The sequence below is a fragment of the Pseudomonas sp. WS 5071 genome (assembly GCF_012985765.1).
Classification (GTDB): Bacteria; Pseudomonadota; Gammaproteobacteria; order Pseudomonadales; family Pseudomonadaceae; genus Aquipseudomonas; species Aquipseudomonas lundensis_A.
The window spans coordinates 1-19,503 of record NZ_JAAQWY010000039.1; the positions used below are offsets into that span (position 1 = coordinate 1).

Genomic DNA, 19,503 nt, shown 5'->3' on the forward strand with positions numbered 1-19,503 from the left:
TCTCCAGGCACTACCGCGCCTCCTGCTTTGAGCTTGGTGCGCCAAGCATACAGCGTCGCTTCGGGGACACCTTCTTGGCGAGCGAGCTCAGCTACGGAGTGGTTGAGTGGCGGGAGTAACTTGTTCAACAGGGCAGCTTTACGCTCAGGTGAATAGCTCGACATTACAGCTCTCTTTGACGCCCCCGATCTATCGTTTTGATAAATCAGCTCAGGCGACAACTAGCCTGACACCGGGGGGTCTCTGAAAATGACGCAGTGGATCATTGCTGATGACACTCGTAAATGATGACGCACACAGTGAGTCACTCCAAGCTAAGGCGCGCGCAGTCATTCACCTGTCGCCTAAAGCGCTTTGTCATGGAGCAGAGCACAATTCCTACCAACACAATCACACTTACCCTCAACTTCTGAGGACGCGCCCGACTTAATCCTAAGCGGCTCTCACGTAAAGTCTCGCCGCCGTTAACGAACGGACCGACACCTTTACTGGAGCTTTAAGATGAAAAAAATATGGATGCCCGCGGCTATTGCTGCAGCAGTTTTGGCCACCAGCGGTTGCATGAGCCATAACGTGAGCCAGCCCAACGCTCCTATTGCCGGTACAGTTACAGCTGACCTGAAAGCAAAAATCGAAGTCGGTGGCGAAATTACTGGTCAATCCACATCGAACGTTCTGTTCGGCGTATTGAAAATAAGTGGCGACAGCGAATTCGCCGATGGCGTGACTTACGGCGGCCCAGCGCCAGCGTTTAGCCTGCCTGACCCAGTTTCAGCGACAAAAGCCGCAGCCGCATATAAAGCCGTTAAAGGCTCAGGTTCTGATCTGATTGTTGCACCACGCTATGCAGTGTCGGTTGAAGACTATTTCATTTTCAAGAAAGTTAACGTCACCGTGACAGGCAACAAAGGCAGCATCAAGAACATCCGCTAAATAAAATGTTCCAGGCTGCTCAAATCGTGCAACAGCTCGGGCTGACCCCCATTCAGCACATCCCCACCAGCGTCAGAACAGCCTAATGAACTGATGCTGTTGCGAGCCGTTGCCTATCGAGCCGCTTGGTTCGGCGGGACGCAAGTCCCGCCACCTACCTTAAATCACTACATTTCGTATAAAACGCAGCACCGCATCACCTTCATTGCGATAAGCATGTGGTCGATTGCTCGCATACGTATAAAAGTCGCTCGCGTTAAAGCGCAATACTTGATCGTCAAGCATCAAGGTCAAACAACCCTCAATGATGTATAGCTGTTCGCTCCAGCCGTCCGCGTCGGCCTCGGATAGGTATTCTTCTCCAGGCTCCAGACGCCACTCCCACAACTCGACCTCCTTCTTTGCAGCGGCCTTGGCGAGCAACACCGCCTTGCTTCCTGGAACGCAACCGCTCCAGGCCACTTCATTGATCCGACCAGGATCGGGGGAGCCGGGAGCCTGAATCAGATCACTGAAAGCCACATCTAAGGCTTCAGCCACTCGATCAAGGGTGCTGAGGCTGACATTTTTTTCGCCCGCCTCAATAGCGACCAGCATCCGTCGACTAACCCCTGACGACTCTGCCAAAGCACGTTGACTGAGCTGTGCAAGCAGTCGAAGACGTCGTACATTTTGGCTCACGTGCTGCAGTACAGACGCACGCTGGGAATTTTCTTTGGGCACTATATTGCTCACTTTGTGACACTGCGCAGTATACTGCTCAGCTTTGGCGCATTGTGCGTCTCACGTTTATAACGCGCAAGGTCGTGACACCATTGAAAGCTTCCAGACTGTCGTTTTTGACATCTCGTATCAGTAAAGCGGAATACGTGCTGATCCTGATCACTATGGTGTGGGGGGGCACATTTCTGCTTGTGCAAAATGCTCTTACTGCAAGCGGCCCCCTGTTCTTTGTCGGGTTGCGTTTTGCTGCCGCGGCCAGCATCGTCGCGCTGTTCTCAATCCGCAGCTTGCGCGGCATTACCCTGCTTGAATTGAAGGCAGGGTTATTCATAGGCATTGCCATCATGCTGGGCTACGGCTTGCAAACCATTGGTCTGCAGACCATCCCCAGCAGTCAATCAGCCTTTATTACGGCGCTGTATGTTCCTTTTGTTCCACTACTGCAATGGTTGGTTCTAGGCCGTCGTCCGGGATTAATGCCCAGCCTGGGCATCATGCTTGCCTTTGCAGGATTAATGTTGCTCTCAGGCCCCAGCGGCGCGTCGTTAAGTTTCAGTTCCGGTGAAATCGCTACGTTGATCAGCGCCATCGCCATCGCAGCCGAGATCATCCTGATTAGCGCGTATGCCGGTAAAGTCGACGTGCGCAGAGTCACCGTTGTGCAATTGGCGACTGCTTCCGTTCTCGCATTTGCGATGACCGTACCTACCCATGAAGCAGCTCCCGACTTTTCATGGCTACTATTAATAAGCGCTGTCGGATTGGGTATTGCCAGTGCAGTCATTCAAGTCGCCATGAACTGGGCGCAGAAGAGCGTATCCCCTACCCGCGCCACATTGATTTATGCAGGAGAACCTGTCTGGGCAGGAATCGCCGGGCGCCTGGCGGGCGAACGTTTACCCGCCATTGCTTTGCTGGGGGCAACATTGATTGTTGCAGCGGTGATCGTGAGTGAGTTAAAAACGAAAGGTAAAACTCTCGACATGCCTGATGAACACGAAAGCAACAAAGCATGCGATTGATTCTGCAGCGCTGAAATCAGATGTACACACCCCTATCCGGGAGTGCTCATACAAGGATGCTGCCGGGCAAGCCATTACACAGCTTGTACACATTTTGTAGGATTCGGCGCCAGCTTGAGTGTTGGTGATCCCCTGCCCGCCACGTATGATCGCTCACAAACTCCTGCAGATTAGAAGCCTATGTCCCTGATAGTTCTACTGCTTCTGCCCTTTATCGGCAGCTGTCTGGCGGCTGTTTTGCCGCACAACGCGCGCAACAGTGAGTCACTGTTGGCCGGTCTTATTGCCCTCGTTGGCACTATTCAAGTCGCCATGCTCTACCCGCAAATCGCCCATGGGGGTGTTATTCGGGAAGAGTTCATGTGGTTGCCCAGCCTCGGCCTGAATTTTGTGTTGCGCATGGATGGGTTTGCCTGGTTGTTTTCAATCCTGGTGTTAGCCATTGGCACTTTGGTGTCCCTGTACGCCCGCTACTACATGTCACCTGAAGACCCTGTCCCGCGCTTTTTTTCATTTTTCCTGGCTTTTATGGGTGCGATGCTCGGGCTGGTGCTTTCAGGCAACTTGATCCAAATCGTGTTCTTCTGGGAGCTCACCAGCCTCTTCTCGTTTTTGCTGATCGGATATTGGCACCATCGCTCAGATGCCCGCCGTGGCGCGTATATGGCATTGATGGTCACTGGCGCAGGGGGGTTGTGCCTGCTGGCAGGCGTCATGCTGCTCGGCCATGTTGTCGGCAGCTACGATCTGGATGCCGTATTGGCTGCGGGCGACCAGATTCGCGCCCACAGCCTCTATCCGATCCTGCTCACGCTTATCCTGATTGGCGCGCTCAGCAAAAGCGCACAGTTCCCGTTCCATTTCTGGCTTCCCCATGCCATGGCGGCTCCCACGCCTGTCTCGGCGTATCTCCACTCGGCAACCATGGTCAAGGCCGGCGTATTCCTGCTGGCAAGGCTTTGGCCTGCGTTGTCCGGCAGTGAGCAATGGTTCTGGATCGTCAGTGGGGCCGGTGCCTGCACACTGGTGTTAGGTGCTTATTGCGCCATGTTCCAGAACGACCTCAAAGGTCTGCTGGCCTACTCGACGATCAGCCACTTGGGCCTGATCACGCTGCTGCTTGGTCTCAATAGCCCGCTGGCTGCGGTAGCGGCCGTCTTTCATATTCTCAACCATGCCACGTTCAAGGCGTCCTTGTTCATGGCGGCTGGCATCATCGACCACGAGAGCGGTACTCGCGACATACGCAAGCTCAGCGGTCTGTTCAAGCTCATGCCCTATACCGCGACGCTGGCCATGGTTGCCAGCGCCTCCATGGCCGGCGTACCGCTGCTCAACGGTTTCCTTTCCAAAGAGATGTTCTTTGCCGAAACCGTCTTTATCAATTCCACAAAATGGGTAGAAATCGCGCTGCCGGTAGTTGCGACCGTAGCGGGTACTTTCAGTGTGGCCTATGCCCTGCGCTTCACGGTGGATGTGTTCTTCGGCCCCCCCGCCACTGATCTTCCGCACACACCCCATGAGCCGCCGCGCTGGATGCGTGCGCCAGTGGAATTGCTGGTATTTACCTGCCTGATGGTCGGTATTTTTCCGGCTCAAACCGTGGGGCCACTTCTTGCTGCCGCTGCCCGGCCTGTCGTCGGTGGGGAATTGCCCGAGTACAGCCTGGCCATCTGGCACGGCCTGAACGCACCGATGATCATGAGCCTGATCACCATGTCCGGCGGCATCGTGCTCTATGTTCTGTTGCGCAAACAGCTCAAGCTCAATCGCTTCCCACTGCCGCCCCTGATCCGTTTCTTCAATGGCAAGCGTTTCTTCGAACGCAGCCTGGTGGTCATCATGCGGGGCGCGCGTCGAATAGAACGCCGCATCAGTACTCAACGCCTGCAAAGCCAGCTGTTTCTGCTGGTGCTGGCGGCCGTGATCGCAGGTTTGATTCCGATGATTTACAGCGGCCTGAGTTGGGGCGACCGACCGAAAATTCCGGGTTCGATTGTGTTCGTTACCCTGTGGCTGATGGCGATTGCCTGCGCGCTGGGCGCCGCCTGGCAAGCCAAATATCACCGTCTTGCCGCACTGACCATGGTCAGCGTGTGCGGGCTGGTGACGTGTGTCACCTTCGTGTGGTTCTCTGCACCGGACCTTGCCCTGACGCAACTGGTGGTAGAAGTCGTCACCACCGTATTAATCCTGCTGGGCCTGCGTTGGTTGCCACGCCGGATCGAAGAAGTCTCACCCCTGCCAAGAACCTTACGCAAGGCGCGCATCCGGCGCCTGCGTGACTTGCTCTTGTCGACTGTAGTCGGCGGCGGTATGGCGCTGTTGTCCTACGCGATGCTGACCCGCCAGACCCCGAATGATATTTCTTCTTTCTACCTCAGCCGCGCATTGCCTGAAGGTGGCGGCAGTAATGTGGTGAACGTCATGCTGGTGGACTTCCGGGGCTTCGACACCTTGGGGGAGATCACCGTGCTGGTGGCTGTGGCGCTGACTGTATTCGCCCTGTTGCGCCGTTTCCGCCCCCCCAAAGAAAGCATGGAACTACCCGCTCAGCAGCGTTTGCTGGCCAAAGATGTGGTCACCGACCTGGTGAACCCGCGCAGCGCCAGCGACACCGCGCTGGGTTTCATGATGGTGCCTGCGGTGCTGGTGCGTTTGCTGTTGCCCATAGCGTTCGTGGTATCGATGTACCTGTTCATGCGCGGGCACAACCAACCGGGCGGGGGCTTCGTCGCCGGGCTGGTGATGTCAGTCGCGTTCATCCTGCAATACATGGTCGCTGGCACTCAGTGGGTTGAAGCCCAGATGAGCCTGCGTCCACTGCGCTGGATGGGCACGGGCTTGTTGTTTGCCACAATCACCGGTCTGGGTGCGATTGGCTTCGGTTACCCGTTCCTTACCACCCACACCGCGCATTTCAGCTTGCCTGTGCTGGGCGACATTCACGTGGCAAGCGCGCTGTTCTTTGACATCGGCGTATTCGCCGTCGTGGTCGGCGCCACCCTGCTGATCCTGACCGCGCTCGCACACCAGTCAGTCCGGGCTCACCGTCCCGGGCTGCAAGCCAATTCACAACCCAAGACAGGAGCCGCCTGATGGAAGAAGTCATCGCGATCGCGATCGGCGTACTGGCTGCCTCCGGCACATGGCTGGTACTGCGTCCCCGGACATTTCAGGTGGTGATGGGACTGTGCCTATTGTCGTACGGGGTCAACCTGTTCATTTTCAGTATGGGCAGTCTGTTCATCGGCAAAGAACCCGTCATCAAGGACGGGGTTCCGCAAGACCTGCTCAATTACACCGACCCGCTGCCCCAGGCACTGGTTCTCACCGCAATCGTCATCAGTTTTGCAATGACCGCTCTGTTTCTGGTGGTCTTGCTGGCCTCACGGGGCCTGACCGGCACTGACCACGTAGATGGCCGGGAGCCTAAAGAATGAACGTGATGCCGCACTTGATTATTGCGCCCATTCTCTTGCCGCTGCTGACCGCCGCGTGCATGTTGCTGCTGGGCGAGAAACACCGGCCCATGAAGGCCCGGATCAATTTGGGTTCAACACTGCTGGGGCTGGCCATTTCCATCACCCTGCTCCTATGGACCCAGCAGCAAACGGAACCAGCGTCCATTGGGGTTTATCTGCCCAGCAACTGGCAAGTGCCATTTGGCATCGTGCTGGTGGTGGATCGTTTGTCTGCCTTGATGCTGGTGCTGACCGGCATCATCGCCAGCTGCGCCTTACTGTTCGCCATGGCTCGCTGGGACCGGGCCGGAGCCAGCTTCCATGCGTTGTTCCAGATCCAGTTGATGGGGCTGTACGGCGCGTTTCTGACCGCGGACCTGTTCAATCTGTTTGTGTTCTTCGAGGTGCTGCTGGCAGCGTCCTACGGGCTGATGCTCCATGGTTCGGGCAAAGCCAGGGTGTCAGCGGGGTTGCATTACATTTCGATAAACCTGCTGGCATCGTCCCTGTTCTTGATCGGTGCTGCGTTGATCTATGGGGTTACCGGCACGCTGAACATGGCTGATCTGGCCCTGAAGATCCCGTTGGTGCCTGAAGCTGACCGCGGCTTGCTGCATGCCGGCGCGGCAATTCTGGCCGTGGCGTTTTTGGCCAAGGCGGGCATGTGGCCGCTCAATTTCTGGCTGGTGCCTGCCTATTCATCTGCAAGCGCACCGGTGGCCGCGCTGTTCGCGATCATGACCAAGGTCGGGATCTACACCGTTCTGCGCCTGTGGACGCTGATGTTTTCAGGTCAAGCGGGCGCTTCCGCCTACTTTGCCAGCGACTGGCTGATCTATGGCGGAATGGCCACCATCGTCTGTGCCGCGATTGCCATTCTGGCGGCTCAACGCCTCGAGCGCATGGCCAGCCTGAGCATCCTGGTGTCGGCAGGCATTTTGCTTTCCGCTGTCGGGTTCGCCCAATCCACCCTGACCGCGGCCGCCCTGTTCTACCTGATCAGTTCCACACTCGCCCTTAGTGCACTGTTCCTGCTGTCCGAACTGATAGAGCGCTCGCGTTCCTCGAACGAAATGCTCCTTGACGATGATGTCGAGCAGCTCCCCAGCCTGATGGAATCGCTTAACCCGCCCCGTGGCACCAACCTTGATGACGAACAAAAAGCCGTCGTGGGCCAGATCATTCCTTGGACGATGGCGTTTCTTGGCCTGAGCTTCATTGCCTGCGCCTTGCTGATCATCGGCATGCCGCCACTGTCAGGGTTTATCGGCAAATTGACATTGCTAAATGCCCTGCTAAACCCCGTAGGCCTGGGCAATCTCAGCGAGACGCCGATTTCCACTGCGGCATGGTGCCTGTTGGCGCTGCTGATTCTTTCCGGACTGGCTTCTCTGGTTGGTTTTTCGCGCTTGGGGATTCAGCGTTTCTGGACCCCGCTGGAGCGCCCTTCACCGTTGCTGCGGCGCTACGAGTGCATTCCCATCGTCGTCTTGCTCGGTCTGTGCGTTGTCATGACCTTCAAGGCTGAACCCGTGATGCGCTATACCCAGGCGGCAGCGGACACGCTGAACAACCCGGAACGCTATGTCATGGCAGTCATGGGATCGCGCCCGGTGCCCAGTCCCGAAGCGAAAGCAGCCCGGCAGGAGGTGCAGCCATGAGGCGCCTGTTTCCCGCACCGTGGCTGTCGCTGGCTTTGTGGGCATTGTGGTTGCTGCTCAACTTGTCACTGAGTGCAGGCAATCTTTTGCTCGGGGCCGCACTAGGTTTTTTAGCGCCGCTGATGATGGCCCCGCTGCGGCCGTTGCCTATTCGTATCCGTCGTCCCGGCGTGATCATCAAACTGTTTTTTCTAGTGGGCCGTGACGTTATTGTTTCGAATCTGGCCGTGGCCTGGGGCGTGCTCAACGCCGGGCGCCGACCACCACGTTCACGGTTCATCAAAATCCCGCTGGATCTGCGCGACGCCAACGGGCTGGCAGCCCTGTCGATGATTACCACAGTCGTGCCCGGCACTATTTGGTCCGAACTGGCACTGGATCGCAGTATTTTGCTGTTGCACGTGTTCGATCTAGACGACGAAGCGCAGTTTATCCAGCACTTCAAGTCCACCTACGAACGCCCACTGATGGAGATCTTTGAATGAGTGCGCTGCTCTCCAACGCTATTTTGCTGAGCCTGTTCATCTTCAGCCTGGCCATGGTGCTGACCCTGATCCGTCTGTTCAAGGGCCCATCAGCCCAAGACCGGGTACTGGCGCTGGATTATCTGTACATCGTGGCCATGCTGATGATGTTGGTACTGGGCATTCGGTATGCCAGTGATACTTACTTTGAAGGCGCGCTGCTGATTGCCCTGTTCGGCTTTGTCGGGTCGTTTGCGCTGGCCAAATTCCTGCTGCGCGGTGAGGTGATCGAATGAATTCCATCAGCGAGCTATCACTGTGGATCGAGATTCCAGTGGCCGTGCTGCTGGTGCTGAGCAGCCTGTTCGCCTTATGTGGCGCGATCGGTCTGTTGCGGCTCAAAGATTTTTTCCAGCGCATGCACCCGCCTGCACTAGCGTCCACCCTCGGCGCCTGGGGAGTGGCACTGGCATCAATCCTGTATTTTTCGGCGCTTAAATCCACACCCGTATTGCACGCGTGGCTGATACCGATCCTGCTGTCGATTACCGTTCCCGTCACCACCTTGCTGCTGGCGCGCACGTCGTTGTTCCGCAAGCGCATGGCGGGGGAAGACGTTCCGGCAGAGGTCAGCAGTAAAGGCGGCAGTTAACGCACTCATCAACCCGAGACTGCAACCGGCGGTTTGCCCGCCAGTTGCAGTCTCGCGCAGTCCAGGCGCAACAGGGCTACATCAGGCCCAACCATTTCCAATACGTTGCGCCGAAACCCAACATCAAGACATACCCCACTGCCGTCACAATCAGACCGACTTTGGCGAACTGCTTGGCGGTGAAGGTCTGCGTGCCCAGGCACACCATGTTTTGCGGCGCGTTGATTGGCAGGATGAAACCGTAACTGACCACAAAGCCCAACAACATGGTCATGCCCAAGCGGTTGAACTCACCGGGCAAGGTTTGCAGTACAGCAATCAGGATCGGCAGTAAAGCCGAGGTCAGTGCCGTCGCACTGGCAAACCCCAAGTGAATCAAAATCAGGAACGCACCCAGAATCGCAAAGATGCCCAGCGGCCCGACCTGATCCAGCCCGGTATGCTGCACCACTTGCCCCCCCAGCCATTGGCCGGCCTGCGTGGTGAGCAACGCCGTACCCAGACTGATACCCACCCCGAACACGATCACCGTGCCCCACGGGATGCGCGATTGCACATCTTTCCAGGTCATCACCCCATACCGGGGCAAAAGCAGAAAGACCAGCCCGGCGTAGGTGGTCGAGGTGGTGTCAAAACTGTGCAACTTGCCCTCCGTGGCCCACGCCAGCAGCAAGGCGACAGAGACCGCCATCAGGCGTTTCTGCGGCGCGGTCATCGGCCCCAGCGCTATCAACGACTGCTCCACGGCTTCTTTGCCGCCGGGGATGCTGTCACTTTCTGGCGGCAGCATTTTCAACACCACAAACAGCAACACCGCCGACATGATGATCGCCCAGGGGGCACCGGCAATCAGCCAGTCGATCCAGCTCACCCGGGCCCCCAACATTTTGTCCATGAAACCCACCGTCAGCAGGTTTTGCGCCGCCGCCGTTTGAATGCCCACGTTCCAGATGCTGGTGCCCTGCGCCACCACAATCATGATCCCGGCCGCAATGTTGGAGCGCTTATCGACACCGAACGCCAGGATCACCCCCATCATGATCGGCACCACGCACGCGCTGCGCGCCGTGGCACTGGGCACCACCAGGCTCAGCAAAATGGTCACGGCTATCGCCCCGAGCAAGATTCGCCGGGTGCTGGTGCCGATTTTTGACAGGGTCACCAAGGCAATACGCCGGTCAAGCCCGGTGTGGGTCATCGCCGCAGCAATAAACAGCGCGCCAGCCACGAGGGCCAGTGCGGCATTGGAAAACCCGGTCAGGGCCATGGTGATCCCGGCCGACGTCCCATAGAGGCGGGACGGGTCGTCCAGCATCGGCGCCATACCGATCAAAAACGCCATTAACGACGTGATCATGATCGCGCTGGCTTCGTACGACACCGCCTCGGTAATCCAGACCACCACCGCGAAGGCCAGGATCGCCAGCATGCGGTGCCCGGCGACCGGCAAGTCAGGCGGTAGTGGCAACAGCAAAATCCCGACCATGACCAGGACAGCAATCACCAGACCCAAGGGCAGTTTCAATTTTGCCGGGGTCGGCTCCGGGGTGGTTGCAGGCGCATTCATGGCCATCTCCTTGTGCATAAAATCGCCTGCAGCATAGGCCAGGAATGCGAACCGGGCGTTGATGCTTGTCAGCTTCACACCCGTCGAGATGCAGGCGACACGGCACTCAGGGCCCGGTTTTAATCAGTTTTTACTGAATTTTGTAGTGAAACGTGTTGCGTACGCTCGGCACACTGACGGCCTGGCCGTCCACCATGCGTGGTTTATATCGAAAGGTGGCCGCCGCAAGTAGAGAAGGACGAATAAACATCGGGTGGCAGTTGCCCACCACTTTCGGGTTCTCGACCTTGCCTTGAGGCGTCACCGAATACTCCACCGTGCAATCCCCTTCGATGCCTTTATCCAGCGCCCGCTGCGGGTAATCCGGCGCTTCCTTGCTGATTGGCAGGTAGTGGCGCACGTCGGCTGCCGCTGCCTGTTCCTGCGCGCGCCGGGCGTTATCTGCCGCGACCCGCGCCTGATCCGCCAGCGCCTGCTGACGCTGCGCGTCGGCCTGTTGCTCGCGTAGCCGGGCCTGTTGCTGTTCAACCTGGCGGGCTTCAAGCGCCTGTTGCTGCTCGGCAACACGTTTACGCGCCAAAGCAGCCTGTTCAAGTTTGCGCGCCTGAATCTGTGGGTCGACCGGCACAGGTTTAACCTCGGGTTTAGCCTCGATCACAGGCGGCTGTTGCGTCACAGGTAACGGCTGCGGCGCTGGCGCGATCGCCCGCTCGGCAGGCAAGGTAATCAAGCGCGTCTTGAGCACCGATGGCGCGCTCACGGGCGGCTGTTGCAGCGTCCAGCCGACCACCAACAGCGCCACCACTGCCCCGTGCAGCGCAACCGTTACCGCCCACGCCTGGGCGTTACGCCACAGTCGCCCCCACGACATGGACTGAGTCTGCGACACCGGGCTTCCCATCACGGCGGCGTTCATTGCGGCGCCTCGGTCACCAGCCCCAGGTTGCTCACACCCCCCTGTTGCAAGGCAGCCATTGCCTTGACCACGCTGCCGTAACCGGCCTCGTTGTCGGCGCGGATATACACCTGAGTGTCGCCGTTTTGCGCCACCACCAGACCAATCTTGGCCTGCAACTCGTCAAGGTTGACGGCGCTGTCCGTCTGGTTTTTGGTGTCCAGTTCACTGCCCAGGTTCCAGTAGTACCCGCCGTCGGCCTTCACGGATAACGTCAGGATCGTCTGCTGCTTATCATTGACCAACGCCTCGCTGGCCACCTTCGGCAGTTCAATTTTTACCCCTTGGGTCAGCATCGGTGCCGTCACCATAAAGATCACCAGTAATACCAGCATCACGTCGATATACGGCACGACGTTCATTTCGGCCTTGGGCCCGTGTTTACGCTGTGGTCGAGCGAGCATGATCCAACTCCCTGTCAGGCGACTGCCGCCATGTTCCGCGCGCCTGCATGCAGGCCACGGTACAGGCGCATTTGAACTTCATTGCCGAGGCTGTAATAGCGGGTGAGCAGGGTCTGGCCACGGGATGAAAAACGGTTATAGGCAATCACCGCCGGAATCGCCGCAAACAGGCCAATCGCGGTGGCAATCAAGGCTTCGGCAATCCCTGGCGCCACAGTGGACAATGTGGCCTGCTGCACCTGAGACAAGCCGATGAAAGCGTTCATGATCCCCCACACAGTGCCAAACAGACCGATGTACGGGCTGACCGAGCCCACCGTCGCGAGGAACTGCAAGCCCTTTTCAAGGCGCACTTCCTGCTCGGCAATCGCTACGTACAATGCGCGTTCGATCCCCTGCATCACCCCGTCAGGATCAATCCCCGGTTGTTGTTTAAGCTGCGCGTACTCGCTATAGGCCGCCGCAAACACCTGTTCGGCACCGGCATCTTCGTGGCGATTGTCGCGGCTCTCGCGGTACAGCGCGTTCAGCTCGCCCTGACTGCGCAAGCGCTCAGCAAAAGCGTCCATGTCCCGTTCACTGCGGCGCAAAATGACACTGCGGCGCACGATCAAAAACCAGCTCAGCACAGACGCCAGAAACAACACCAGCATGACCCCTTTGACCAACAGACTCGCGTCGCTGATCAAACCCCACATCGTCATCTGTTCCATAGTCGCTTGCATACCTGACTCCTTGCTCAAGACGGCGCCGCTCTGCGGGAGTGGCGCACAGATAAAATTCAAAACCACTGCAGTGACCGGTTGATGACAACCGGCTCAAGGCAAATTAAGGGTCTTGGCCACCTCGGCCCACGGGATGTACTTGTAGTTCTGGCTTTGCTCCGGCATACGCTTGCGGCCGTCCTGCACCACCAGCATGCCCTGGGCAAACGGGCCGCCAAGGCTGGCCGAGGTCACGTCAAGACCATCCGTTTCAGACGCGCCGTCAATCCCGGCTTCGGCATTGACGCCCACACGAAAGGCGCCGCGAACGGCATAAGGCGGCGCCGCATCCAACACCACATAACTGTCATTGCCCTGGCTGGAGATCACCAGATAGGCCTGCTTGGCGGTCTGATACAGCGCCAGCCCTTCGATGTCGTCGTGCACCTGATCACCAACGCTGATCACGCGGGTCAACGTGGCGGGATGATCGGGACGCGCATCCACAGCCCACACGGCCACATCCTCTTCGCCCACGAACAACCGTTGCTGTTGATCGTGCGCTACACAGCCTTCAGGTTGGGTCTGGACGCTGAACTGCCGGACCAGCTCGCCTTGCACCTGATCGCCGTGGGCGCTCAGGCGGTGCTGTACGAACGTGCCGTCCTTGTCGTTGGCGAAACTGTAGATTTCGCCCCCCGGCGCCTTGAACAGGCATAAGCCGTAGATGTCCTTGACCGGCGTCGGCACCTCGCCCACTGCACGCACCTCACCCGTGGTACGGTCGATGCTAAATACGCTCAGGCTGTTGTGGTCTCGGTTGCTCGCCACTGCCAGGTCCACGGTGCGCTCACCCAACGTAAAACCGGGGCGCACGTCGACGTTATTCAGGCGCCCGACTTCAAGGTGCTGGACCCGCTGCCCTTGCAGGTCATACACCTCCAGGCCGTTCTTTTTATTGGTGCCCAACACCCGACTCATTGCCGGATTTTGCGGGTTAACCCAAATGGCCGGGTCATCCGCTGCATCGCCCTGACTGACCACCGGCTCGGTTTGCACCACGGGTTTGATAACAGGCATTACTGCAGTGGAACGGGCCGGGGTCGGCTTCCAGTCCAACAGCCCCTGGTAGACCTGTTGGTTACTGTCGTCCTGAACCAGCACTTGCAACCCCTGAGGCGTTTGGCGCACCGCTAAGTGTTCCGGCTCTTTCAGCGTGCCCAGTGGCAATCGGGCCACCGGCGACCAACCGTTCCCTTGCTGCTGGTAGAGATGCAGTTGCGCCGCTTTCGGGTCCAGGCCAAGCATCCCGCCCGGCACCAGCGCCATGGCCCCGGCCGCTTTTTTCACTTCACCAAAGGGCTCGATCAGCGCCACCGGTACCCGCGAGGCATCGGCCTCGGCGTGGGCCGGGTACACCCACCAGCCGACTTTTTCTTCATTCACGAACAACTGTTGCCCGGCATCGTCGACCTGACAGAACTCAGCATTCGGCGGTAACGGCAGGCTGCGCACCAACCGTGGCTCGGCCAGTCGTTTGCGCTCAGCAGCCACCAGCCATTGTTCGCCCTTGCCCTCTTCACCCACCGTGAACAGGTAGACATTGCTTGCCTCGTCGCGGTACAGGCACACGCCGTTGACGGCGTACTCACGGGGCGGCAAGTAGACCGGTGCCTGCCACTCATGACTGCGCGGGTCGAGGCTGAACAACGCCACTTGCTGTTTTTTCTCGTCATGGCTGGCAACCAGTACCTGATCGCCCAACGCACGGCTGTCCAGCGAGGCGAAAGCACCCGCGGCGTGGCTCAGGGTTTTGCCCTGTGCGTCGAGCAGCAACACCCCGTCACGCTTGCTCACGGTCAGCCGCTGGTCCCCGGCGGCAAAACCCAGCGCCTGGGCTTTGCCCTGCCCCCACGGTTGCAGGGTCGGCGCAGCGATCTCAGGAGCGGCCTGCGCCGTGACGGCGCTGAGGCATGCCAGGATCGGCAACAGACACGGTTTACGGATAAAACGCATGATTGGAAATTCCTTCTACTGGCCCGCTCGGGCTGCCTTTAAAAATGGGTGAACGTCAGGCCCAGCGAATAGGTCGGCCCATACTCTTCGTACTGGTTGTTGTAACGACGGTTGCCGCTGTAGACGAAGTAAGGCTGGTCGGTGAGGTTCTGCGCCTCAAAGCTGACTTGCAGGTTTTTGGTCAGCGAATAACGGGCACTGAAATCGACAAAGGTTTGCGCATCGACATGCAGGTCGTGAGCTTTGTCACTGATCCCCGCCAGTTCATAGAGGTACTGCGACTTGTAGTTGGCAGACAGGCGCAAGCTGAGCGCGTCGTCCTCCCACCCGAGCATCAGGTTGCCCACGGTGTCGGACTGGTTGGGCAAGTCGATGTCGCGTTTGCGGTTTAGCCCGGCGGCCTGATCGAACCTTTCAATGCTGGCGCTGGAGCGGCTGAAGGTGGTGTTGGCGCCGAGCAACAGGCCATTCCACGGCGCAGGCAGCCAGTCAAACTTCTGCGAATAAGCCAACTCCAGTCCGTACAGCTTGGCGCTGTCGCCATTGGCGTAGGTGTGCGCCTGCGTGAAGTCGGCCCACTCACCACTGCCCGCCAGGTCGTTGTTGTAGACAAAGTTCTTGATGTCTTTATAGAAGAGGAACGCCGACACCGTGCCCGCCTGCCCCATGTAATGCTCGATGCCGAGGTCGAAGTTGCTCGATTCCAGCGGCTTGAGATTCGGGTTGCCGAAACTGGCTTCGTCATCCTCGATCACAAACCCCGGCGCCAGTTGGCCGAAGGTCGGGCGTACCACAGCATTAGTCCATGCGGCCCGTAACTGGGTGTTTTTATCCAGTTGATAGCGTGCGTGCAGCCCCGGTAACCAGTGGTGGTAATCGCGTTTTGTGTCCTGCGCTTCAAAGGCACCATCGCGCACGCCCGTGCCTTTGGCTTCGAATTGCGTGCCCTCGTAGCGCATGCCGGCGATAAAACGCCAATCGTCAATATCGAGGGTGTTCATCACGTACCCGGCGTTGATGTCTTCGCGCATGCTGAAGTCATTGGCCCGCGACTCCTGTGCATCGTAGTAATCGCCGGGGTTAAGGCCGCCAATCAGGTCTTTGATCGCCCCCCCGCTGATGCCGGGACCGAACTGGCCCAGTTGATAATGCACATTGCCCTTGTCGAACTGGGTCAAGTTCAACTGCGCGTCGTTAAAACCGGCGTCATCGAAATCTTTGTAAACCCAGGCATTGAGGTCATTGTCCTTGTGGCGGCGGCTGACCTTGCCGCCAAACTTGACCTGCGAGGCATACCCCTGAACGTCGTAGTCACGGGCCAGATCGAGGCGAAGGTTTTTCTCGGTGTCCCGGGTGTCCTGCTCTTCCCAGTCGACTTTGTCGAGGGTGAAGTTGGACGGGTCATAAAACCCTGTGCCAATAATCGGCCGCGGCTTTTCAGTGTCGTAAAAGCCGCTGTCGGGGAAGCTGGAGTTGCCTTTGAACGTGGCGCCCGCGATGTGCCCCGGACTGTCTTCACTGGACGTGCTGTAACCCGCCTGCCCGCTGAGGGTCCATAAGCCCATCATGCGTTCGCCACCGAACACGTAAGACTGAATTTCCTGGGTTTCTTCGCGCTGCTTGAGCTTGCGCTTGGCTTTGGCCTTGCCCAACTCACCCGCCGCCTGTGGTTTGTCGAATTCGATGCTGGTGGCGTTACGGGTTTCAGTGTCCTTGAAACGACTGTAAAGCGTGCGCAGGTACAGTTGGGTGTCGTCATCGGGCTTGTAGTCGAAGTTCAACCCGCCGCCGGTGCGTTCACGGCTGATGTCGTACACGCGCTGCTCGAAGCTGTTGAGCCGGGCGCCGTTGTTGAAGTCCCATGCGCCGCCGGTTTCGACGTTATCCGAACCAAAGTCCCGTTTGTTCCAGCTCAGGGCAGCGGCCACACCGAAGTTATCAATGCCGTCACCCAGACTGAAACGATCACTGATCGCCCCCGAAAACTTGGGGCTGGTCTGGTGGGTGTTCTTGTTATAACCGGCCTCACTGCTGCCGGTGTAAAACAGCCCTTTGTGGTCGAACGCCGACAGGCTTTGTACGTCCACCGTGCCGCCTAACGAGTTGGCATCCATGTCCGGGGTCAGGGTTTTGATCACTGACAGCGATTGCACCAGTTCGGATGGCAGTACATCCAGCGCCACCGCCCGGCGCGCGCTCTCCGGCGAAGGCACCAACGTGCCGTTAATGGTCACGCTGTTGAGGTCTGGCCCCAGACCGCGCACGCTGACAAAACGCCCTTCCCCCTGATCGCGCTCGACACTGATGCCCGGCAAGCGCTGCACGGCTTCAGCGACGTTGGCGTCGGGCAACTGCGCCACGCCGTCGGCGTGCACCACGCTCTCGATGTTGTCCGAGTGACGTTGTTCCTTGAGCGCCTGATCGATGCTCGCGGCCTGCCCGACCACTTCCACATGCTCAGTAGCACCTGTGGCAGCCGCGTCGGCTGCGCTCAGGCGTTCACTGGCAATCGCTATAGCCAGCGCACTGACTGTAAACCCGAACCACTGTGCCTTACTGCGACACTTGTACATGCTTGTGCTCCCCCAGCGTCCCGCGACCGGCCGGGCAAGTGGCCCGGCAATTGGTAGCGAAAACTAGGCACCGCGAATGACAGTGCTGTGACAGGGGGTGGCGCAACACCCCGAAATCAGCGGGTTTGGGGGCAGATGAGTGACGAAATGAGCTGATTTGACCTCACGCGGTGCGGTGTTGCTGTTCAGGTACGAGGCTGCGGTCAAGGCCAAGCCCCTGTGCTGACCTCATCACACTAACGGCGCCACCCGCGCGCGGCTCGACAGCCACTGCAAACGCTGTTGTTTAAAGAAATTTCTTGCAACACCTCTGAGCTGATTCGACCCGGCGCGCCCGTCATACCGTTGTCACATTGCTCTGGTCTGCTGACCGGCACTACGTTTTGGTAGAACACATATGAGCGGGTTAAACATGCTTAAACACCATCGCTGGAAACTCACCTTGCTGGTGCTGGGGGCCAACATCGGCTTACTGCTCAACCTGGCTTTCGGCACCGCAAAACCGGTCAGTGAGTGGCAATGGCTGGACATCCTCGGCGAAGGCGGGACGGCGCTGTTCATGCTGTTCTGGCTCGCACTGGTACTCAAAAGCCGTCCTGCCGGGCGTGTCACCAACTACCTGGCCAGCGGTTTGTGCTTCATGTTTTTCTCGTGGTGGATCGATGTGCTCGACGAGTTTATCCGCCTGCCCAAACACATCGGCTGGGATCACTGGCTGGAGTCAGCACCGATGCCGGTGGGCATGGTCCTGTTGACCATCGGCCTGTTCCACTGGCACCGCGAACAGTTGGCCATCAGCCAGCAAATGGAGAAACGCGAGCGGGTATTCCGGGAACATCGCCTGTTTGACAAGCTGACGCCGCTGGGTGGCGCCGATTACCTCAAGCGTCAGGTCAACGACTGCCTGAGCCAAAGCCTTGAGCACCAGCAGCCATTGTCGCTGCTGGCGCTCGACCTCGACCACTTCGCCGCGATCAATCAGCAATACGGCCACGCTGAAGGCGACGCCGTGCTGCAAGCCATCAGCCAATTGTTGCTGCTCAACCTGCGCCGTCACGACCTGCTGTGCCGTCTGGCCGGGGATCGCTTTGTGATGGTATTGCCCAATACCGGCGAAAGTCAGGGGCGCCTGCTGGCACTGGAAATGGAGCAGGCAGTGCAAAGTCTGGCGCATAAAACCCGTTTACAGGGCGAACGGGTCTACCTGTGCGCGAGCACTGCGGTGGTAATGGCGGTCGACGAAACACCAGACGCCCTGCTCAAACGCCTGAACCTGGCACTGGCCCGCGCCAAACCACCGAGGATCAAGCGCGCATGAGCCGGCCCGGCGGATGGTACGAAGCCGACACGCGTTTTATACCTGGGCATTACCAGCCCGCAACGCTGATTGATCTGGCACTGTCGCGGGACATCGACAGCCATCGTCTGCTACGCGGCACCGGGCTGTTTTACGAAGACGTTCTGGCAGGCACGACCTGTGTCAGCCCGCAGCAGTTTTTCAGCCTGATCGGCAATGCCCGTCGCCTGCTGGACGCTGACGACAGCAGTTTTCTGTTCGGCCAGCGCTTGTTGCCGGGGCATTACGGGCCTGCCAGCCACGCCCTGCAACAGGCGCCCAATCTGCATCAAGCGCTTGAAACCGTGATCCACCATCGCGCCCTGCTCAGCCCGCTGCTGACACCGCGACTGATACTCGACGATCACTACGCCTATGTGTATTGGCTCGACAGCAGCGGCGCCCAGGAGCAAGCACGGTTTGTGCTGGAAGCCAGCATGACGGCGCTAGTGGCCATGAGTCAGTGGCTCAGTGGCGAACGGCTGCCCTGGGAATGCCGCTTCAGCCATGCCGAACCCCGCTATGTAGAGCAATACTGGGTGCATCTGGGCGAGAACAGCCAGTTTGGCTGCCAGTTGGACATGATGCGCATCCCCCGGGAGTGCCTCACCCGGCCATGGCCCAACGCCTCGGCCATTGCACGGCAAGTGGCGTTGCAACACGCGCAGCGCGAACTCGACGGCCTGGGGTTCAGCACCAGTTTGCTTGACCGTTTATACGTGTATTTGCGCGAAAACGCGCACCGTGCGCCGAGCCTGGAACTCACCGCCCAAACCCTGGGCATGAGCCAGGCCACCCTCAAACGCAAACTGAATAAACACGGCACACACTTTCAGGCGCAACAGGATCAAGCGCGCAAACACATGGCGCTGTACCTGTATCAAATCAAAGGAATGAGCAACGAAGACGTGGCGCGCTACCTGAATTTCAGCGACCCGGCCAACTTCCGGCGCTCGCTCAAGCGCTGGACCGGTTGCACGCCCAATCTGATACGCCAGTTGTTTTCCTGATTCCAGGCATGAGGCTGCC

At 58.7% G+C, this 19,503-nt stretch carries 18 protein-coding genes; 10 read left to right on the plus strand and 8 right to left on the minus strand.

What is annotated here, in order from left to right; all coding sequences use genetic code 11:
* Positions 1-164, minus strand: a 164-nt coding sequence (locus HBN61_RS20125; protein WP_170046922.1) for a transposase, incomplete at its 3' end; no start/stop codon positions are given.
* 337 nt (positions 165-501) lie between these two features.
* On the opposite strand from HBN61_RS20125, the gene HBN61_RS20130 reads away from it, so the two are divergent.
* Entirely contained in the window at positions 502-933 is a 432-nt protein-coding gene (locus tag HBN61_RS20130) for a hypothetical protein (RefSeq protein ID WP_094994336.1), read from the plus strand.
* A 159-nt stretch (positions 934-1,092) separates the two neighbouring features.
* Here the strand turns inward: HBN61_RS20130 and relB are convergent, their stop codons facing one another.
* Positions 1,093-1,656: a type II toxin-antitoxin system RelB family anti-toxin gene (relB, locus tag HBN61_RS20135; RefSeq protein WP_094994337.1), complete on the minus strand. Its 564-nt coding sequence runs from the start codon at positions 1,654-1,656 to the stop codon at positions 1,093-1,095.
* Positions 1,657-1,748: 92 nt separating this feature from the next.
* Here relB and HBN61_RS20140 point away from each other — a divergent pair, with 92 nt between their 5' ends.
* From HBN61_RS20140 to HBN61_RS20170, 7 genes are all read left to right on the plus strand, one after another.
* Positions 1,749-2,678: a DMT family transporter gene (locus HBN61_RS20140; RefSeq protein ID WP_094994338.1), complete on the plus strand. Its 930-nt coding sequence runs from the start codon at positions 1,749-1,751 to the stop codon at positions 2,676-2,678.
* A gap of 180 nt (positions 2,679-2,858) precedes the next feature.
* On the plus strand, positions 2,859-5,777 hold the full coding sequence (locus HBN61_RS20145) for a monovalent cation/H+ antiporter subunit A (protein ID WP_170047748.1): 2,919 nt from the start codon (positions 2,859-2,861) through the stop codon (positions 5,775-5,777).
* On the plus strand, positions 5,777-6,121 hold the full coding sequence (locus tag HBN61_RS20150) for a Na+/H+ antiporter subunit C (RefSeq protein WP_003446102.1): 345 nt from the start codon (positions 5,777-5,779) through the stop codon (positions 6,119-6,121). The genes HBN61_RS20145 and HBN61_RS20150 overlap by 1 nt, the downstream gene beginning before the upstream one ends.
* Positions 6,118-7,803 carry a monovalent cation/H+ antiporter subunit D gene (locus tag HBN61_RS20155; RefSeq protein WP_170047749.1) on the plus strand — a complete coding sequence of 562 codons (1,686 nt, stop codon included), beginning with the start codon at positions 6,118-6,120 and terminating at the stop codon, positions 7,801-7,803. Before HBN61_RS20150 ends, HBN61_RS20155 begins: the two co-directional genes overlap by 4 nt.
* Positions 7,800-8,288, plus strand: a complete 489-nt coding sequence (locus HBN61_RS20160; protein WP_094994341.1) for a Na+/H+ antiporter subunit E — start codon at positions 7,800-7,802, stop codon at positions 8,286-8,288. The genes HBN61_RS20155 and HBN61_RS20160 overlap by 4 nt, the downstream gene beginning before the upstream one ends.
* Positions 8,285-8,563 carry a K+/H+ antiporter subunit F gene (locus tag HBN61_RS20165; RefSeq protein ID WP_047273660.1) on the plus strand — a complete coding sequence of 93 codons (279 nt, stop codon included), beginning with the start codon at positions 8,285-8,287 and terminating at the stop codon, positions 8,561-8,563. The genes HBN61_RS20160 and HBN61_RS20165 overlap by 4 nt, the downstream gene beginning before the upstream one ends.
* The gene (locus tag HBN61_RS20170; RefSeq protein ID WP_094994342.1) at positions 8,560-8,919 is read left to right on the plus strand and encodes a Na+/H+ antiporter subunit G; all 360 of its coding nucleotides are present in this window, start codon (positions 8,560-8,562) and stop codon (positions 8,917-8,919) included. The genes HBN61_RS20165 and HBN61_RS20170 overlap by 4 nt, the downstream gene beginning before the upstream one ends.
* Before the next feature lie 76 nt (positions 8,920-8,995).
* On the opposite strand, the gene HBN61_RS20175 is transcribed toward HBN61_RS20170, so the two are convergent.
* The 6 genes from HBN61_RS20175 to HBN61_RS20200 all read right to left on the minus strand — a co-directional run bounded on the left by HBN61_RS20175 (position 8,996) and on the right by HBN61_RS20200 (position 17,138).
* Positions 8,996-10,486, minus strand: coding sequence for a DASS family sodium-coupled anion symporter (locus HBN61_RS20175; RefSeq protein ID WP_169962685.1), 1,491 nt, complete (start codon positions 10,484-10,486; stop codon positions 8,996-8,998).
* A 130-nt stretch (positions 10,487-10,616) separates the two neighbouring features.
* On the minus strand, positions 10,617-11,402 hold the full coding sequence (locus HBN61_RS20180) for an energy transducer TonB (protein ID WP_169962683.1): 786 nt from the start codon (positions 11,400-11,402) through the stop codon (positions 10,617-10,619).
* Complete coding sequence (gene tolR, locus HBN61_RS20185) at positions 11,399-11,845, minus strand: protein TolR (RefSeq protein WP_094994344.1); 447 nt, start codon at positions 11,843-11,845, stop codon at positions 11,399-11,401. Before tolR ends, HBN61_RS20180 begins: the two co-directional genes overlap by 4 nt.
* A 14-nt stretch (positions 11,846-11,859) precedes the next feature.
* A complete protein-coding gene (tolQ, locus tag HBN61_RS20190) occupies positions 11,860-12,570 on the minus strand; it encodes a protein TolQ (RefSeq protein ID WP_094994345.1) in 711 nt (236 codons plus the stop codon).
* A gap of 93 nt (positions 12,571-12,663) precedes the next feature.
* Positions 12,664-14,565, minus strand: a complete 1,902-nt coding sequence (locus tag HBN61_RS20195) for a phytase (protein WP_170047750.1) — start codon at positions 14,563-14,565, stop codon at positions 12,664-12,666.
* Between the two features lie 38 nt (positions 14,566-14,603).
* Complete coding sequence (locus HBN61_RS20200; RefSeq protein WP_170047751.1) at positions 14,604-17,138, minus strand: TonB-dependent receptor; 2,535 nt, start codon at positions 17,136-17,138, stop codon at positions 14,604-14,606.
* 397 nt (positions 17,139-17,535) lie between these two features.
* On the opposite strand from HBN61_RS20200, the gene HBN61_RS20205 reads away from it, so the two are divergent.
* Positions 17,536-18,456, plus strand: coding sequence for a GGDEF domain-containing protein (locus HBN61_RS20205; protein WP_170047752.1), 921 nt, complete (start codon positions 17,536-17,538; stop codon positions 18,454-18,456).
* Positions 18,453-19,484: an AraC family transcriptional regulator gene (locus tag HBN61_RS20210; protein WP_170047753.1), complete on the plus strand. Its 1,032-nt coding sequence runs from the start codon at positions 18,453-18,455 to the stop codon at positions 19,482-19,484. The genes HBN61_RS20205 and HBN61_RS20210 overlap by 4 nt, the downstream gene beginning before the upstream one ends.
* The last annotated feature ends 19 nt before the right edge of the window (positions 19,485-19,503 follow it).

What these genes read in the sequence shown, in the direction of transcription:
- HBN61_RS20130 (WP_094994336.1), top strand. Translation starts at nt 502, where the DNA reads ATGAAAAAAATATGGATGCCCGCGGCTATTGCTGCAGCAGTTTTGGCC.
- HBN61_RS20145 (WP_170047748.1), top strand. Translation starts at nt 2,859, where the DNA reads ATGTCCCTGATAGTTCTACTGCTTCTGCCCTTTATCGGCAGCTGTCTG.
- HBN61_RS20150 (WP_003446102.1), top strand. Translation starts at nt 5,777, where the DNA reads ATGGAAGAAGTCATCGCGATCGCGATCGGCGTACTGGCTGCCTCCGGC.
- HBN61_RS20155 (WP_170047749.1), top strand. Translation starts at nt 6,118, where the DNA reads ATGAACGTGATGCCGCACTTGATTATTGCGCCCATTCTCTTGCCGCTG.
- HBN61_RS20160 (WP_094994341.1), top strand. Translation starts at nt 7,800, where the DNA reads ATGAGGCGCCTGTTTCCCGCACCGTGGCTGTCGCTGGCTTTGTGGGCA.
- HBN61_RS20165 (WP_047273660.1), top strand. Translation starts at nt 8,285, where the DNA reads ATGAGTGCGCTGCTCTCCAACGCTATTTTGCTGAGCCTGTTCATCTTC.
- HBN61_RS20170 (WP_094994342.1), top strand. Translation starts at nt 8,560, where the DNA reads ATGAATTCCATCAGCGAGCTATCACTGTGGATCGAGATTCCAGTGGCC.
- HBN61_RS20175 (WP_169962685.1), bottom strand. Translation starts at nt 10,486, where the DNA reads ATGAATGCGCCTGCAACCACCCCGGAGCCGACCCCGGCAAAATTGAAA.
- HBN61_RS20180 (WP_169962683.1), bottom strand. Translation starts at nt 11,402, where the DNA reads ATGAACGCCGCCGTGATGGGAAGCCCGGTGTCGCAGACTCAGTCCATG.
- tolR (WP_094994344.1), bottom strand. Translation starts at nt 11,845, where the DNA reads ATGCTCGCTCGACCACAGCGTAAACACGGGCCCAAGGCCGAAATGAAC.
- tolQ (WP_094994345.1), bottom strand. Translation starts at nt 12,570, where the DNA reads ATGCAAGCGACTATGGAACAGATGACGATGTGGGGTTTGATCAGCGAC.
- HBN61_RS20195 (WP_170047750.1), bottom strand. Translation starts at nt 14,565, where the DNA reads ATGCGTTTTATCCGTAAACCGTGTCTGTTGCCGATCCTGGCATGCCTC.
- HBN61_RS20200 (WP_170047751.1), bottom strand. Translation starts at nt 17,138, where the DNA reads ATGTACAAGTGTCGCAGTAAGGCACAGTGGTTCGGGTTTACAGTCAGT.
- HBN61_RS20205 (WP_170047752.1), top strand. Translation starts at nt 17,536, where the DNA reads ATGAGCGGGTTAAACATGCTTAAACACCATCGCTGGAAACTCACCTTG.
- HBN61_RS20210 (WP_170047753.1), top strand. Translation starts at nt 18,453, where the DNA reads ATGAGCCGGCCCGGCGGATGGTACGAAGCCGACACGCGTTTTATACCT.